Raw genomic sequence first — 14,510 nt, 5'->3', positions numbered from 1 at the left:
ACCCCGGTTCAGGCGCTGATCTGTTCCAACGGGGCGGTTTTTGTCAGAAGATCCACGGGTGCAAACCGCACGATCGTCGCACCGTTATGAACTGGTGAAACCGTGCAGTCCAAAGTGATGCCTGACCGCATCTGGATTTCAGCCGTCCATTCCGCCCGGTTATCCCGCATTTCGACAAAATCCCGGATCTCTCCCAGAATCGGCGTAGCAACACAATAATCCTGCCACCGCCGCGTAACATCGGTGACCGTGTCGGTCTGAAAGCCGATTTCCTGTGCGTCGCCCCAAAGCTTTTCATAGGCGTAGTTGGTAAGGGCCAGGGTGCCATCATCGGCAAATACAGCGATTGCATCGGCCAGCTTGTCCAATATGGATTGCATCAAATCCATCTCGGACCGGAAGCGGCGCGTCAACGTGATTTCGGCAGTAATATCTTCGAACAGAAACGCAACGGCCCCATCGGGATGCGGCCTGCCGCTTACAGAATAAACTGAGCCAGAGGGCAGCGACCATGTTTCGTGATAATTACCGCCCTCGGCTGCTTCGAGCAGGTCGTTCATCTGACGCCGCCATGTACGGTAGTTCTTGGGCTCTGGCATCATGTGCTGATCCCTAAGCCGGTCGAAAAAACTGCTGATGTTCGGGCGGCAGCTGAGGAAATCCGGCGGCAGCGTGGTCAGATCAATCAGGGCCGGGTTGAACAACGCCAGTTGTCGGTTGCGGTCGAAAATGGCCAGGCCGATCGAAAGTTGAGCAAAGGTCTTGGTCATGGTCTGCACGAACTTGCGTTGCGCGGTTTCTGCTTCGACAATAGCGTTGATGTCTGTGGCGTAACATAACCGCCCGTCGTCCTGCACGATCTGCGTCAGGTCGAACCACAACTTGCTGTTGGTCCCTGTCACTTCCACCGCCACTCTTGATTTTCCGAGCGACGGAGCATCAGAGGTGTCCGGGAACAGAGGGGCAGTCAGATCGGCATCCTGACCACGTGCCCGGCGAACAAGCGTGACATAAGCTGCATTGCACCACTGCACCTGGCTGTTGTGATCCAGCAACCATACCGGATAGGGGGCCTGTTCCATGGCCAGACGGCTCGGTTCACTCAGCGCGCTTGACCTGGTCGGAGAGATTCGGGCCGGTTCGTGCAGACGCACGCGGACAATCCCGTCGATCCATTCACACACCACTTCGCGTTCGACTGTGCAATCAATGGCCGAGATTACCAGTACGTTTTGGTCGCGAACTTTTTCGGGTGTTTCGGGGAAGGTGGGGAAATCTCTTTTCAGCAGGCGGTGCAAATCCTGCCAGCTTCCAACATGCCCGAACCCGGCAAGCGCGATATCGGAGTGGCTGATCAGGTGATCACCATCAAACAGGAATACCGCATCAAACAGGGATGTTGTTGAAAACAAGCCAAAGACATCGTCGCGTCGCGTCTGGCGTGGCAATAACCACTGTACGGCAAAGCATCCCGATACTAGGCTGATCGCGGCCAGAATGATCCAATCGGCCATTAATTTCCCCAAGGTAGAACCAAACCCCGGCTGACTATGGGCAGGATAGGTTAACGGCTCCTTAACTCATACTTGAATGCGTTTGTTGGAACCGGATGGAACCGGAGTGTCACCTTTTTGCGCGTCAATCAGGTTGCGCGGCCACGAGACCTTGACGATTGCACCTGTCCTGTCTTTTTGATCGGTCAGACGCTGATACGGATCCGTGCCATTAGCGAATTTCAGCTCGGCGCCGCTGCGTTCCAGCAACGTTTTTGCGATGAACAGCCCCAGTCCCATGCCTTCGTATTCCGGACGGGTTCGCAGGTCGGCTTCGGCCCGTCTGCGGCGCATGAAGGGATCACCGATGCGGCCAATCATGTGCGACGGGTAGCCGCGCCCGTCATCCATGATGCTGACGGTGATTTTGCTGTCCGTCCATTCGGCTTCGACCCAGACATTGGCGCGGGCGAAATCTACGGCATTCTGTATCAGGTTGCGGAGTCCGTGAATGATCTCGGGCTTTCGCAGAATCGAGGGTTGCAGCACATCTCCGTCCTGCGCCGGGCCTTCCGAAAAATGAACGACCTTGCCCCGGTCAACATGCGGTTCGGCGGCTTCGTTCACCACTGTTGAAAGTGGAGCCTGCCGCAAATGCAGGTCATCTTTTCCGGCACGACCCATATCGCGCAAAATGTCGCGGCACCGATCGGCCTGTTCGCGGATCAAGGCCGCGTCTTCCTTGAGGTCGGGACGGTCGTCCAGCTCTTCGATCAGTTCCGCACTCGTCAGTTTGATTGTTGCCAGAGGGGTGCCCAGCTCGTGCGCGGCGGCGGCGACCACGCCGCCCAGATCAGTCAGTTTTTGCTCGCGGGCCAGTGCCATATGGGTGGCAGCCAGCGCTTCGGACATGGACTGAACCTCGGAACTGACGCGGTGAGAATAGGCACCGATAAAGACGATGGCGATAATAATAGCCGCCCAGTTGCCAAACAGCAGGATTTCCGGAATGTCCAAAACCACCCCGATGTTGGTCCGCAGCGGCAGGTGGAAATCCGCCAGCAGAGTGGTCAGAACAATTGCAACAGCCCCGACAATCAAGGTCGACCGTGTGCTCATCACATTGGCGGAAATCGTGACCGGCCCCAGAAGCAGAAGGGCAAAGGGGTTGTTCAGCCCGCCTGTCAGATACAGCAAGATCGACAGTTGCAACAGATCGAACAGAACCATCAGGAAGTTTTCGAACTCGGACATCCGCTTATTCTGTGGAAACAACAGAATGGCGGTCAGGTTACCCATGACCGAGATCCCGATGGCCAGATAGCACAGGCCTAGTTCCAGCTGCACATGATAGTATTGCTGGGCCACGGTGATGGCGGTGATCTGACCAAAGATGGCAACCCATCGCAACAGGATAAGGGTGCGCAGGCGGATCCAGCTGCTGCGTTCCTGGCCGCGCCAAAAAGTCTGATTGGAATCTGCCATTGGTCGCTTATGTCCTGTTGCAAAGGCTGGTCATCTTGTTAGGTGTCCCGGCCGAAACGATCAACAACTCCTTGCGACCGGAAAACCAAAATGACCCGCCTCTACGCAATTCTTGCAACTCTCGTTCTGGCTATTGGCCTAGGTGCGATGTGGCTTTTGACGCGTGGGGGCGGATCCGACGACCAGTTTGCACAGTGCCGGTCTGGGCAGATCGCCGGGGGGACCGCTGCTATCGGCGGGCCGTTTGAACTGGTGAATGGCAAAGGTGAGACGGTGACCGACAAAGACGTTATCACCGAACCCACACTTGTCTATTTCGGCTATACATTCTGCCCCGATGTCTGCCCGTTTGACATGTCCCGCAATGTTGAGGCCGTGGATATCCTGAACCAGCGCGGGCAGTCGGCCACTGCGCTGTTCATCTCGATCGATCCCGAACGGGACACGCCCGAGGTTGTGGATGATTATGCCTTTAATCTGGGCGGCAAAACGATTGCCTTGACCGGTTCACCCGAACAAGTCAGGGCGGCGAGCAAGGCTTACAAGACCTTTTACAAGGCACAGGATAAAAGCGACGAATTCTACCTTGTTGACCATTCCACCTTCACCTATCTGGTGACGCCCGAACATGGTTTCCTTGAATTCTTCAAGCGCGATGACACGGCCGAACAGATGGCTGACAAGGTCGGGTGCTTTCTGGACCAGGCTGCGCATTAACAAGGTTGTTTGACCTTTGTTTCTGCGCTGCTATTACTCATGTTTAAGCCAAAGGCATGAAATAGCGGAAAGACCTAACATATGGCAGACAGTTCTCAGCTTGATATCGGCCCTGACAAATCCCTGCTTTTGGTGGATGATGACGAGCCGTTCCTGAGACGTTTGGCCAAGGCCATGGAAAAGCGTGGGTTCGAGGTTGAAACCGCAGGATCCGTCGCCGCAGGTCGTGCAATTTCCACCGCCCGCCCACCGGCTTACGCAGTTGTTGACCTGCGACTGGAGGATGGCAATGGTCTGGATGTGGTTGAGGTTCTGCGCGAAAAGCGCCCCGACAGCCGGGTTGTGGTTCTGACCGGGTACGGGGCGATTGCAACCGCAGTCGCCGCCGTAAAAATCGGCGCAACCGATTATCTGTCGAAACCCGCCGACGCCACCGACATCACCAATGCGCTGCTGGCCAAGGGCGACGAACTGCCCCCGCCGCCGGAAAACCCCATGAGCGCGGACCGCGTGCGCTGGGAACATATCCAGCGCGTTTATGAGCTGTGCGACCGCAATGTCAGCGAAACGGCGCGGCGGCTGAACATGCACCGCCGGACCTTGCAGCGGATACTGGCGAAGCGTAGTCCGCGTTGAGACTATAACCTAATCACCGCAAAAACCCCACTCAGCGTCACTGAAGGGAGCACTTTGTTTCAGCGCAAAGCTGCTGTGTCAGGTGACGATAACCGATTGGATTGGGGTGTAGGCCGTCCGATGTCCACTTGTCGATGTTATTACTATACCCGGGAGGGGAGTTGAGAAACGTGCAGTTTCCCATTTCCAAGCAAGTTTGTTGTGCTGCAATGTTGTAGGCGGTTCGAAACGTTTCGTTTTCGATAGTCCAAGTTTCGCTGGCGACAGGCAGAACGGCACGCCAGATCAATCTGTCTACGGAGGTGAACACATCCGCTAACTGCTTAACATATTTCGGAACCTCCTCCAGAGGTGTGTCGTTCAGGGCGTCATTAACCCCAACACCCAAGTACCAGACCGGAACATGAGTGATGAGCTCCGGGTGCACCCTTGCTATTAAGCCTTGGGTTGTGTCCCGACTGATTCCCAGATTCAATGCGTTTGAAACGATGTTGCTGGTTAGCCATCCCTCGATGATGGAATCACCAATAAATGCGATTTGAATATTCGGTGACGCTAGAGCTTGGGAAATCGGTCGTTTGTGCAGCCACACCATTGTCTGATATTGTTTAGTTTCTGTGACGGGAGTATGCGCTCCGGTAAGCTTGCGTACTGTCTTCGCCAGATACCTAGTTCTGATCAACACGGCTGCTAGCGCCAGGATCAGCACCAAATTTGTTGCAAGCAAGATCCGGTTCCCAATCGGCCGTTTCGCGCTCATTTCACCATTTCCTTTAGCTGTTCAGGTTGCACGTCGCTAAAGTAGCGCGAGAAGCACTGTGTGCCGATCTGTGTAGGCTTTCCTTACTTCGACCGGTGGTCTCAGCGTGATCTCCAATCCCTCCATCACCGCTTTATCCGGGCGACCAAAGAATTTCGTTGCCTCAGCGTCAGAAAACCCTGCGATCTGGGTGGCCTCCATCCAGGCGCTGATCTTGTCGGCCTTCTTGATCTGCCGTTTCACCGCTTTTGGCACCTCAGTGGGCAGGCCGAACCGGATGTGGATCGCCGCCGCCAACCGGTCATCCAGCGCGCCGTAACCGGGGCCCACGGCAGATTTGACCGGCGAAATCATGTCGCCGATCACGTATTCCGGCGCATCATGTAACAGGGCTGCCAGCCGCCATTTGACGGGTGTCTTGGGCGCAATTCTTCCGAAGAGTTCCTCAACCAATAGGGAATGCTCGGCCACGGAATAGGCGAAATCGCCGCGTGTCTGCCCGTTCCAACGTGCCACAAAAGCAAGCCCATGCGCGATATCTTCGATCTCGATATCCACCGGGGTCGGGTCCAGCAGATCCAGCCGACGCCCCGATAACATGCGCTGCCATGCCCTGGGTTGTGTTGCCATTTTGCTATGCCTCGCCTGACCGGACGCGATTGCGCCATATTTTTGTGCTATGATGTACCTGTCTGGATCACTTGCTGCCAACAGTTTCTTGAGCATTTGTGCTTTGAAACGGCGCGCCATGATCCCGACATCAAAACCGAGGGGGGCACATGCTTCTCCCGGTGTGCTCCTCTCGACCGTGAAACGCGAAACGATAGGAGTTTGTCATGTTCAAGCGTTTATTCGCCATTGCCCTGACCTTTGGAATGGCAGCGACCGCCCCACCAGCCTTTGCCCGGAGTTGTGCAGAGCGTGGCGACATCGTCACCAAATTGCAGGAAAACTATGCCGAGGAATTGGCCTTTGGCGGCCTGCAAAAGACGCGCGACGCGCAGTCTGTGATGGAGGTCTGGGCCTCGAAGGAAACGGGCAGCTATACCGTTTTGGTAACCAATGCGAACGGAATCAGTTGTATTGTTGCCGTTGGCACCGATTTTTTTGAAGCGATACCAAAGATAAAAATCGAAGGCACGCCAAGCTGAAAGCGGCCACCAGGCTTCCGGTATTAGTCTTCAAAGTTGCCACCTGCCCCAAGGAATGTTAGGGGCAGCCGGGACTGTGATTTACCGAAAATGGAGCGCCTGATGGCCGTGGACTATATCGTTAAAGACATTTCGCTGGCCGGGTTCGGCCGCAAGGAATTGGACATTGCCGAAACCGAGATGCCGGGGCTGATGTCCCTGCGTGCGGAATATGGGGACAGCAAGCCTCTGACAGGTGCGCGTATCGTTGGGTCGCTGCACATGACCATCCAGACCGGCGTTCTGATTGAAACGCTGGTTGCGCTGGGTGCGGATGTGCGCTGGGCGTCGTGCAACATCTTCTCGACTCAGGACCATGCCGCCGCCGCGATTGCCGAGGCGGGCATTCCCGTCTTCGCCATCAAGGGTCAGACGCTGGAAGAGCATTGGGATTATCTGGATAAATCCTTCCTGTTCGAAGACGGTCCGAACATGATCCTTGACGATGGTGGCGACGCGACCCTGTACATCCTGCTGGGCGCACGTGCCGAAGCGGGCGAAGACATCATCCCTGTTCCGGGTTCGGAAGAGGAAGAGGTGATCAAGAAGCAGATCGCCAAGCGTATGGCGGCCAGCCCAGGTTGGTTCACCAAGATGCGCGACCAGATTCAGGGCGTGTCCGAGGAAACCACCACCGGCGTGAACCGTCTGTATCAGCTGGTGAAAGACGGCCACCTGCCGTTCCCGGCGATCAACGTGAATGACTCGGTCACAAAATCGAAATTCGACAATAAATACGGATGCAAGGAATCGCTGGTTGACGGTATTCGCCGCGCCACCGACACCATGATGGCCGGTAAGGTTGCCGTGGTTTGCGGCTATGGCGACGTGGGCAAGGGCTCGGCCGCCAGCCTGCGCGGCGCGGGTGCGCGCGTGAAGGTGACCGAAGTTGACCCGATTTGCGCGCTGCAGGCTGCGATGGATGGGTTCGAAGTGACCTTGCTGGAAGACGAAGTTGCCAGCGCGGATATCTTCATCACCACCACCGGCAACAAGGACGTGATCCGCATCGAGCATATGCGCGAGATGAAGGACATGGCCATCGTTGGCAATATCGGTCACTTCGACAACGAGATTCAGGTGGCTAGCCTGAAGAACCACAAGTGGACCAACATCAAGGAGCAGGTGGACATGATCGAGATGCCTTCGGGCAACCGTCTGATCCTGCTGTCTGAAGGCCGTCTGCTGAACCTTGGCAATGCCACAGGTCACCCGTCTTTCGTGATGTCGGCTTCGTTCACCAACCAGGTTCTGGCACAGATCGAACTGTTCACCAAAGGTGACCAGTACGAGAACAAGGTCTACATCCTGCCCAAGCATCTGGACGAAAAAGTGGCCCGCCTGCATCTGGATCGCATCGGCGTGAAGCTGACGAAGATGGATGCGGATCAGGCGGCGTACATCGGTGTCAAACCGGAAGGTCCATACAAGCCGGAACACTACCGCTACTGATTGTCGTCTGACGATGACGCAGAACAACGGTCGCCGCCGGTTTCTTTACTCGGCGGCGTTCTTTGTTTTCAGGGTTCTGGTTGTGGTGATCGTGCTGGGCGGCGGCGGCTGGGTGCTGTTGACGCATCCAAAGACACCGGTGCCATCACACTGGAACCCTTTGCGCGACCTAATAGTCAGCGCGCCGGTCACGCCAGTCACCAGGTATCAACTGAACCGCGCCGTGGCGGACGAAACCCAGTGTCGGGCTACGTTGGCCGAAGCGGGGGTTCATTTCGAGGCGATGGAGGATCTGGTCGTTGACCAGAACTGTAGAATTGCCGCACGCGGCCTTCTGACACGGCTGGCCACCGCGCATATCGAAGCCGTTGAAACCAGTTGCGCCACGACATTGCGGCTGGCGATGTGGGAACACCATGTCGTGCAGCCGGTCGCGCACGAACTGCTTGGAACCGGCATTGCCCGATTGCGCCATGTCGGAAGCTACAATTGCAGACGCATGCGCACCCTGAAGGGTGAAAACAACGGATGGAGCAGCCATGCCCGTGCGGACTCGATCGATATCATCGGTGTGGAGACGACCGATGGCCGCGTGCTGACCTTGTTAAATGACTGGCAGGGCTCCGGACCCGAACCCGCATTCCTGCGGCAAATCTGGCGGGGCGCGTGCGATTGGTTTCGTGTGGTTCTTGGCCCGGACTTCAATCGCTTGCACGCGGATCATTTTCACCTGCAAGGTTCTGGTTGGGGGTATTGCAGATAGGTCTTGCATCCCGTGCATTCCAGCCCTCGTTAAGGGGGAGGAAACGCAATATTTTATCCTTTTGGGCTGACCTGTGACACGTCTAGTCTCGGCTATCGGTGATTGGTGCCGGATTAACGGATAAAGGAGATTGGGACATGGGCAAGCGCGACGAGTTGATAGCCAAATACGCTGAAGATCTGAAAAACAAATGTGGGATGAACCCTGATATGGACCTGCTGACCAAGGTCACAATCGGTTGCGGCCCGGCAATTTATGACGCAGATGCGGCAACTGTTGCAGCCAGCCAGGCGCCCGAGTTGGAAACCGTCAAGAACAACTTCCTGATCAAGAAACTGGGCCTGTCAGATGGTCCCGAGTTGATGGCAGCGATCAACAAAGCCATGGAAACTTATGGTATGTCCGAGCGCAACAAATACCGCGCCGTGGTCTATTACATGCTGACCAAGCATTTCGGGAAAGAAGCCGTTTACGGCTGATCTTACCGCGCAATCCTGAAACGCCTGCCGTCTTTCCGGCAGGCGTTTCGTATTTGAGTTGTTTTTTAAGGACTTGGCGTTTGAAACGCTGCGCGCGGTTGGGCTAAGGTCAATCCGTGACCAGGACGGTCAGAACCAGACATTTCCATACGCGTGTGGTGAGTAGGGAGCACGCGGGGGTAGGGAAGGTTCTGTATCGTCAGAGCCTTCCCTCATTACTCATCGGAACTCTTTAAGAATACGCGCGATGAGGTTTTCTGCGTTGTCAGGTTGAACGGTTGAATTGTCGTCCGCATTTCCGCCGATGCCTTCCAGATAAACCTCGATCCGCCCCGGGCGCGTCTTGCTGCCCGAGCTTGTGAAGTCCCGTGCAATACCCCCCAGTGCATCGGCGGCCATCGCGGCGTTTTCGGCGTCATCGGGGTGATAAAACCGGACCTGGGTTTCTCTGACCCGGTATCCCACCCGAGCTGTTGCCACCACTGTTGCCTGACCTCGGACAAGCAGTTCCAACGCCCGGTTGCTGGTCTCTTGCGAAACTCTCGACGGTACAAAAAGCGAGACCTCAAGATCAATGATCGGCGTCACAAGAAGCGGTTTCACCTCGGCGTAGGGCGGGTTGGCGGGTGTGTCGATCTCTTGCGGAATGGGATCATTGGTTATCTGTGATATCTGCGATAATCCGCCCTTGTTCAGCGGATTGGGATTGCGAAGTCGTGGATCATACAAGGCAGGAATCGCGGCTTGAATGTCTGAGGCGGTCGCGGCGGCCAACGTGGGTTCCATCCGGGCAGGAATGAAAATCTTGGGCGGTGTTAAGGAAATCTCCGGCTTCTCCGTTACCGCTTCGGGATTCGGGCCGGTTGCAAACTCGCTTTCCGGCATGACAGTGTTTTCCAGTTCCTGGGAAAGGGTTGCACTGGATTGATCCAAAACAACCGGATCGACTGACTCGCTATTTGGCTTGTCCAAGGGTTCGCTGACGTCAGCGGGTATTGAGAGAGGCTCAGGCTCAGGGGGCCCTGAAACCAACAGATCCTCTGGTATAGGGGCGTCTTTCGGGTCCGGCAGGCTGGTGGCTGCGGCCTCAGGCGGTTCTTCGGGGGCCAGAAAGGTTTCAGAAAGCGCATTCAGAACGGCCTGATCTTCTGCGTCTGCGGTTGGCCAGTCATCTAAAAGATTTGCAATGACCCATTGCAAGGCGGCCCCGCACAAAAGGGCAACCAGTACTAACGCGACCCGAGTTTTCCGTTTTTTTCTGACGCGTGGCTTGTCCAGATTTAGCGAGCGGACCCGTTCGGAAACGATCTGCTCAGTATCTGTATCGTCCGGTGGGGGCAGAACGTCCGATTGCGCAGAGGTCGAAGCAGGTTCTTTCAGCGCCTCTTCTTGCGCCCCCGCAAGCACCGACGCGCGCTTCTCCCGCGCCTCTTTGAGGCGCGCTTCCCAGGTTCTCGTGCTTTTCGCAGCAACGGTGTTATCGAGTGTCCCGTTGCCGTTTTCAGTGTCAGACACGGGGTTCAAACTTTCAAAACATATCGAATTTATCCGAACAACACCAAGCGGTTACGACCAGAGCAATTATAACCTTCAGGTCCCTACCCGGCGTAGCCCTTGGAAACATAACACCTTGCCGGGCGTTTGAGAAGTTTTGCACCTTGTACAGGACGGCAGGTCAATCCGGCTGCGTTTCACCCAAGGCGCATATCGCCTTCCATTGATCGTCAGTTACCGGCTGCACCGATAAACGAGAGTTTTTCACCAACACCATTTCGGCAAGCCGTTCGTCGGCCTTGATCTTGTCCAGTGTCACGGGTTTGGAAAAGGACCGGACGGCCTTGATATCCACGCATTCCCAGCGCTCATCATCGGTGGAATTGTCGGGATGTGCCTCGGCGCATACTTCGACAATACCAACAACTGACTTGTCCTTTTGAGAGTGGTAGAAGAACCCCCAATCCCCAATGGCCATCTGACGCATGAAATTGCGCGCCTGATAGTTGCGCACACCGTCCCATTCCTCGCCCTTATCCCCCTTGGCCATTTGCTGTTCCCAGCTCCAGGTCGAAGGTTCGGACTTGAATAGCCAATATGCCATCAGCCGATCACCTTTTTCCAGGGAATCAGTTCAACCGACTGGAACAATCCAGCCTTCGCATAGGGGTCATTATCTGCCCAGTTTTGCGCAGCAGCTAGATCTTCGACGTCGAGCACAACCAGCGAACCGATCATGGCGTCGCCATCCAGCAGCGGCCCTGCCTGCGATACAACACCCGTTTCTTCGATATAGGCCAGATGGGCCGCGCGATTGTCCAACCGGGTTTGCAGTGCCCCGGCTTTGTCACGGGCGATGAGTGCGATCAGCATGTTATTCCTCCTTGAGTGGGCGATTGAGCAGGTTTTGGATGGCCTCGGTCACACTGTAGGCACCATGGCTCAGATCCGCCACCGTTGTACTGATGGGCATGTCCAGCCCTTCCTTCACGGCAATCTCTGACATGGCGCGCGCGGTGGCGACGCCTTCGACAGTAGTATGTTGGTCAAATGGTTGGTTCAGGCCCAAACTAAGACCAAAACGGTAGTTTCGGGACAGCTCTGAGGAACAGGTCAACACCAGATCTCCAAGCCCGGACAAGCCCATCAGGGTGTCAGGGCGCGCGCCACGCAGGGCGGCAAAGCGCTGCATTTCCGCAAAACCGCGAGTCATCAACGCGGCACGGGCGCTGTCCCCCAGCCCCGCGCCGATTGCTGCGCCGCAACCGATGGCCATGATGTTCTTCAGCGCCCCGCCAAGTTCAGCACCTATTGTGTCAGTGGTCCGATAGAGGCGCAGGTTCGCAGTGGCCAGCTCGGTCTGCAATGTTTTGCCAAGATTCGTATCACCGCAAGCCAGCGTTAACGCAGTGGGCAAACCGCGCGCTATGTCATCAGCAAAACTGGGTCCTGTCAGCAAAGCGATCGGGGCATCGGGGACAACATCCCTGATGACCGCAACGGGCCCGAGGCCAGAATCCAACTCTATCCCCTTACAGCAAGCGACCAGTGTCTTGCCGTGCAGCACCGGGGCGCGATCTTGCAAGGCGCTGCGCAATTGCTGCATAGGAACGGCCAAAAGCAGAATGTCAGCCTTCGACGCCTCAGCGATATTTGCGGTTACGGCGATGTTCGTGCGTAAGGAAACACCAGGCAGCCTGGTGGAGTTTTTGCGCGTCTCATGCATCTGCCGCGCCTGATCGGCGTTTCTGGACCACAGCGTTACTGGCCCGTTGCCTGATAGCGAGATTGCCAAAGCGGTACCAAACGCGCCGGATCCCAGGACAGATACGTTCATGCCTTGGCCCCTTTCTTACCGCTGCCCAGCATTGCCGGGCTGCGTTGATCGAGCGGCCAGCGGGGGCGGGCAGTCAGGTCCAGACCGTCGCGCGCGCCGGTGCGAAAGCGTTCAAGGCCCGCATAGGCAATCATCGCGGCATTGTCTGTGCACAAAGCCAGCGGAGGTGCCGTAAACCGGGCACTTTGCTGCGCGCAAACAGACTCTAACGCTGCCCGAATGGCCGAGTTTGCAGCCACCCCACCTGCAACCGCGACAACGGGATCAGCAGGGTTGTGATCAAGATACAGATCAATCGCGCGGCGGGTTTTCTCGGCCAATATGTCCACTATGGCCTGCTGGAATCCTGCGCACAGATCAGCTCGGTCCTGACGGGTCAGCCCACCCTTGTCGGCCACGATTTGGTCGCGCATCCGCATAAGCGCCGTCTTAAGGCCCGAAAAAGACAAGTCACAGCCGGGCCGGTCCAGCAGTGGCCTGGGAAAACGGAACCGCTGGGGATTGCCATCACGGGCCTCAGCCTCGACAGACGGGCCGCCGGGTTGCGGCAGGCCCAGCAGGCGAGCGGTCTTGTCAAAGGCTTCCCCAGGTGCGTCGTCGATTGTACCGCCCAGGCGAGTAAACTGCTCGGGGTTATTGGCGATCAGGTATTGGCAATGGCCGCCCGACACCAGAAGCATGAGGTAAGGGAAGGCGATGCCGTCCGTCAGGCGGGGTGTCAGGGCGTGACCGGCAAGATGATTGACGCCAATCAGCGGCAAGCCCGTGGCGGCGCTCAACCCTTTGGCGCACATGACACCGGACATGACCCCTCCGATCAGACCGGGCCCGGCGGTGACGGCAATAGCGTCCATGTCGCGCAGCGACAGACCGGCGGCCTCCAGTGCCTGCATGACACAGACATCCAGCTTTTCGGCATGCGCACGGGCCGCAATCTCGGGCACGACACCGCCAAAGGCGCTGTGCAGATCGGTTTGACCGTGCACCACAGAAGACAGGATCTCGGCTTTGGCGCCTTCGGTCTGGCGCACGACAGCTGCGGCTGTGTCGTCACAGCTGCTTTCCAAACCCAATACGGTAAGTGTTTGCACCATCACCCTGATCCGTTGCATCATGTATATACGGCGGGGTATCACCCTGCGCGGATGCAAACAATCCTGAAGGGTCAAGGCGCCACACGTTGTTTTTGTTGATGACCCGCCCTCGCTCCGCCTCGGAAAGGTTTGTCGAGCAGTTGCCAACCCGCGTCAGATCTCGGGTACAGGCCCTCTATTCGCCGATAATGGAAATCCGGCCACTGCCAGTTGCGGTGGATACCAAAGGTGTAAAAGGATTGATCTTTACATCGGCCAATGCGGTAAATGCGGCGGTTTCGAAAGGTGTTGACCGCACTCTGCCGGCCTATTGCGTGGGGCCCGCAACAACCGGTACCGCGAAAGGGTATGGGTGGCAGGCCAAGATGGTCGGAACCACGGCAGAAGAATTGGTTGGGCATCTGCTCAAGCATCGGCCCAAAAGCCCGCTTTTGCACCTGCGGGGTGAACATACACGGGGTAATATCGCTGGCCGCCTGACCGAATCTGGTCTGACCGTTCGGGAACAGCCAGTCTATCAGCAGCGGTTGTTGCCGCTAACACCCGAGGCCACCGAGGCCGCCGAAGGAAATCTGCCGATAATTGCTCCGCTTTTCTCGCCGCGCACGGCGCGACATTTTGCCGATATCTGGGCCGGATCAGCCCCCCTTTGGCTGGTTGCGATCAGCCAGGCTACGGCTGATCCCCTTTATTCTTTGGACTATGAGCACCTGAAGATTGCAAAACATCCGACACCGAAGAAAATGCGTAAAGCTGTTAAAAAGCTTGTGAAACATGTGTTGCGGGTTGAGGGTGGCGAGGTCCCCGATTAACTTAACCTGGGCTGTTATTCATCTGAATTTGGATTCGATAAGGGGAATATTGCGGTGGCTGGTAAGAAGAAATCCGATCAAAAGCCGGTGGAACCCCTCCTAGCAGATGATGCAGTTGAAACTGATCTGCGGCAGGAAGATACGCCTGTTGACCCGGCTGAACCTGTAGAAGAAGACCTGTCCGAAGCCGAAGCCGAAGCCGAAGCCGAAGCCGAAGCCGAAGCCGAAGCCGAAGCCGAAGCCGAAGCCGAAGCCGAAGCCGAAGCCGAAGCCGAAGCCGAAGCCGAAGCCGAAGCCG

Annotated in this window: 17 protein-coding genes; 8 read left to right on the top strand and 9 right to left on the bottom strand. The window is 56.7% G+C overall.

Annotated features, from left to right (window positions below):
* Window positions 1–8 precede the first annotated feature (8 nt).
* Both ACR0BF_RS09550 and regB read right to left on the bottom strand, forming a co-directional pair.
* The gene (locus tag ACR0BF_RS09550; protein ID WP_480624768.1) at window positions 9–1,514 is read right to left on the bottom strand and encodes a PAS-domain containing protein; all 1,506 of its coding nucleotides are present in this window, start codon (window positions 1,512–1,514) and stop codon (window positions 9–11) included.
* A gap of 66 nt (window positions 1,515–1,580) precedes the next feature.
* Window positions 1,581–2,978, bottom strand: coding sequence for a sensor histidine kinase RegB (gene regB, locus ACR0BF_RS09545; RefSeq protein ID WP_480624767.1), 1,398 nt, complete (start codon window positions 2,976–2,978; stop codon window positions 1,581–1,583).
* Window positions 2,979–3,068: 90 nt separating this feature from the next.
* Between regB and ACR0BF_RS09540 the strand changes: the two genes are divergently transcribed.
* Both ACR0BF_RS09540 and ACR0BF_RS09535 read left to right on the top strand, forming a co-directional pair.
* Window positions 3,069–3,695, top strand: a complete 627-nt coding sequence (locus ACR0BF_RS09540) for an SCO family protein (protein WP_480607698.1) — start codon at window positions 3,069–3,071, stop codon at window positions 3,693–3,695.
* 81 nt (window positions 3,696–3,776) lie between these two features.
* Window positions 3,777–4,331 carry an ActR/PrrA/RegA family redox response regulator transcription factor gene (locus ACR0BF_RS09535; protein ID WP_050604676.1) on the top strand — a complete coding sequence of 185 codons (555 nt, stop codon included), beginning with the start codon at window positions 3,777–3,779 and terminating at the stop codon, window positions 4,329–4,331.
* A gap of 37 nt (window positions 4,332–4,368) precedes the next feature.
* Here the strand turns inward: ACR0BF_RS09535 and ACR0BF_RS09530 are convergent, their stop codons facing one another.
* Window positions 4,369–5,091, bottom strand: coding sequence for an SGNH/GDSL hydrolase family protein (locus ACR0BF_RS09530; RefSeq protein ID WP_480624766.1), 723 nt, complete (start codon window positions 5,089–5,091; stop codon window positions 4,369–4,371).
* Between the two features lie 36 nt (window positions 5,092–5,127).
* Window positions 5,128–5,721 (bottom strand): HD domain-containing protein, encoded by a 594-nt coding sequence (locus tag ACR0BF_RS09525; RefSeq protein ID WP_480624765.1) that lies wholly within the window; start codon window positions 5,719–5,721, stop codon window positions 5,128–5,130.
* Window positions 5,722–5,927: 206 nt separating this feature from the next.
* On the opposite strand from ACR0BF_RS09525, the gene ACR0BF_RS09520 reads away from it, so the two are divergent.
* The 4 genes from ACR0BF_RS09520 to ACR0BF_RS09505 all read left to right on the top strand — a co-directional run bounded on the left by ACR0BF_RS09520 (window position 5,928) and on the right by ACR0BF_RS09505 (window position 8,975).
* Window positions 5,928–6,242, top strand: a complete 315-nt coding sequence (locus tag ACR0BF_RS09520; protein WP_480474447.1) for a hypothetical protein — start codon at window positions 5,928–5,930, stop codon at window positions 6,240–6,242.
* Between the two features lie 102 nt (window positions 6,243–6,344).
* Window positions 6,345–7,733, top strand: a complete 1,389-nt coding sequence (gene ahcY, locus ACR0BF_RS09515) for an adenosylhomocysteinase (RefSeq protein ID WP_267366313.1) — start codon at window positions 6,345–6,347, stop codon at window positions 7,731–7,733.
* Window positions 7,734–7,746: 13 nt separating this feature from the next.
* A complete protein-coding gene (locus tag ACR0BF_RS09510) occupies window positions 7,747–8,496 on the top strand; it encodes an extensin-like domain-containing protein (protein ID WP_480624764.1) in 750 nt (249 codons plus the stop codon).
* Between the two features lie 137 nt (window positions 8,497–8,633).
* Window positions 8,634–8,975, top strand: a complete 342-nt coding sequence (locus ACR0BF_RS09505) for a DUF2853 family protein (protein WP_480496375.1) — start codon at window positions 8,634–8,636, stop codon at window positions 8,973–8,975.
* A 219-nt stretch (window positions 8,976–9,194) separates the two neighbouring features.
* On the opposite strand, the gene ACR0BF_RS09500 is transcribed toward ACR0BF_RS09505, so the two are convergent.
* The 5 genes from ACR0BF_RS09500 to tsaD all read right to left on the bottom strand — a co-directional run bounded on the left by ACR0BF_RS09500 (window position 9,195) and on the right by tsaD (window position 13,400).
* On the bottom strand, window positions 9,195–10,490 hold the full coding sequence (locus ACR0BF_RS09500; protein WP_480623931.1) for a hypothetical protein: 1,296 nt from the start codon (window positions 10,488–10,490) through the stop codon (window positions 9,195–9,197).
* Between the two features lie 160 nt (window positions 10,491–10,650).
* Entirely contained in the window at window positions 10,651–11,073 is a 423-nt protein-coding gene (locus ACR0BF_RS09495) for an EVE domain-containing protein (protein ID WP_480624763.1), read from the bottom strand.
* Window positions 11,073–11,342, bottom strand: a complete 270-nt coding sequence (locus tag ACR0BF_RS09490) for a YciI family protein (RefSeq protein WP_480482615.1) — start codon at window positions 11,340–11,342, stop codon at window positions 11,073–11,075. Before ACR0BF_RS09490 ends, ACR0BF_RS09495 begins: the two co-directional genes overlap by 1 nt.
* Before the next feature lies 1 nt (window position 11,343).
* Window positions 11,344–12,306, bottom strand: coding sequence for an NAD(P)H-dependent glycerol-3-phosphate dehydrogenase (locus tag ACR0BF_RS09485; protein WP_480624762.1), 963 nt, complete (start codon window positions 12,304–12,306; stop codon window positions 11,344–11,346).
* Window positions 12,303–13,400 carry a tRNA (adenosine(37)-N6)-threonylcarbamoyltransferase complex transferase subunit TsaD gene (gene tsaD, locus ACR0BF_RS09480; RefSeq protein WP_480624761.1) on the bottom strand — a complete coding sequence of 366 codons (1,098 nt, stop codon included), beginning with the start codon at window positions 13,398–13,400 and terminating at the stop codon, window positions 12,303–12,305. The genes ACR0BF_RS09485 and tsaD overlap by 4 nt, the downstream gene beginning before the upstream one ends.
* 98 nt (window positions 13,401–13,498) lie before the next feature.
* Here tsaD and ACR0BF_RS09475 point away from each other — a divergent pair, with 98 nt between their 5' ends.
* Entirely contained in the window at window positions 13,499–14,212 is a 714-nt protein-coding gene (locus ACR0BF_RS09475) for a uroporphyrinogen-III synthase (RefSeq protein WP_480474456.1), read from the top strand.
* Between the two features lie 54 nt (window positions 14,213–14,266).
* Window positions 14,267–14,510: hypothetical protein (locus ACR0BF_RS09470; RefSeq protein WP_480624760.1), on the top strand; the 244-nt coding region annotated here is incomplete at its 3' end.

It is taken from the genome of Ruegeria sp. AG7 (assembly GCF_056541545.1).
This window is presented reverse-complemented; position numbering and strand designations above follow the sequence as displayed.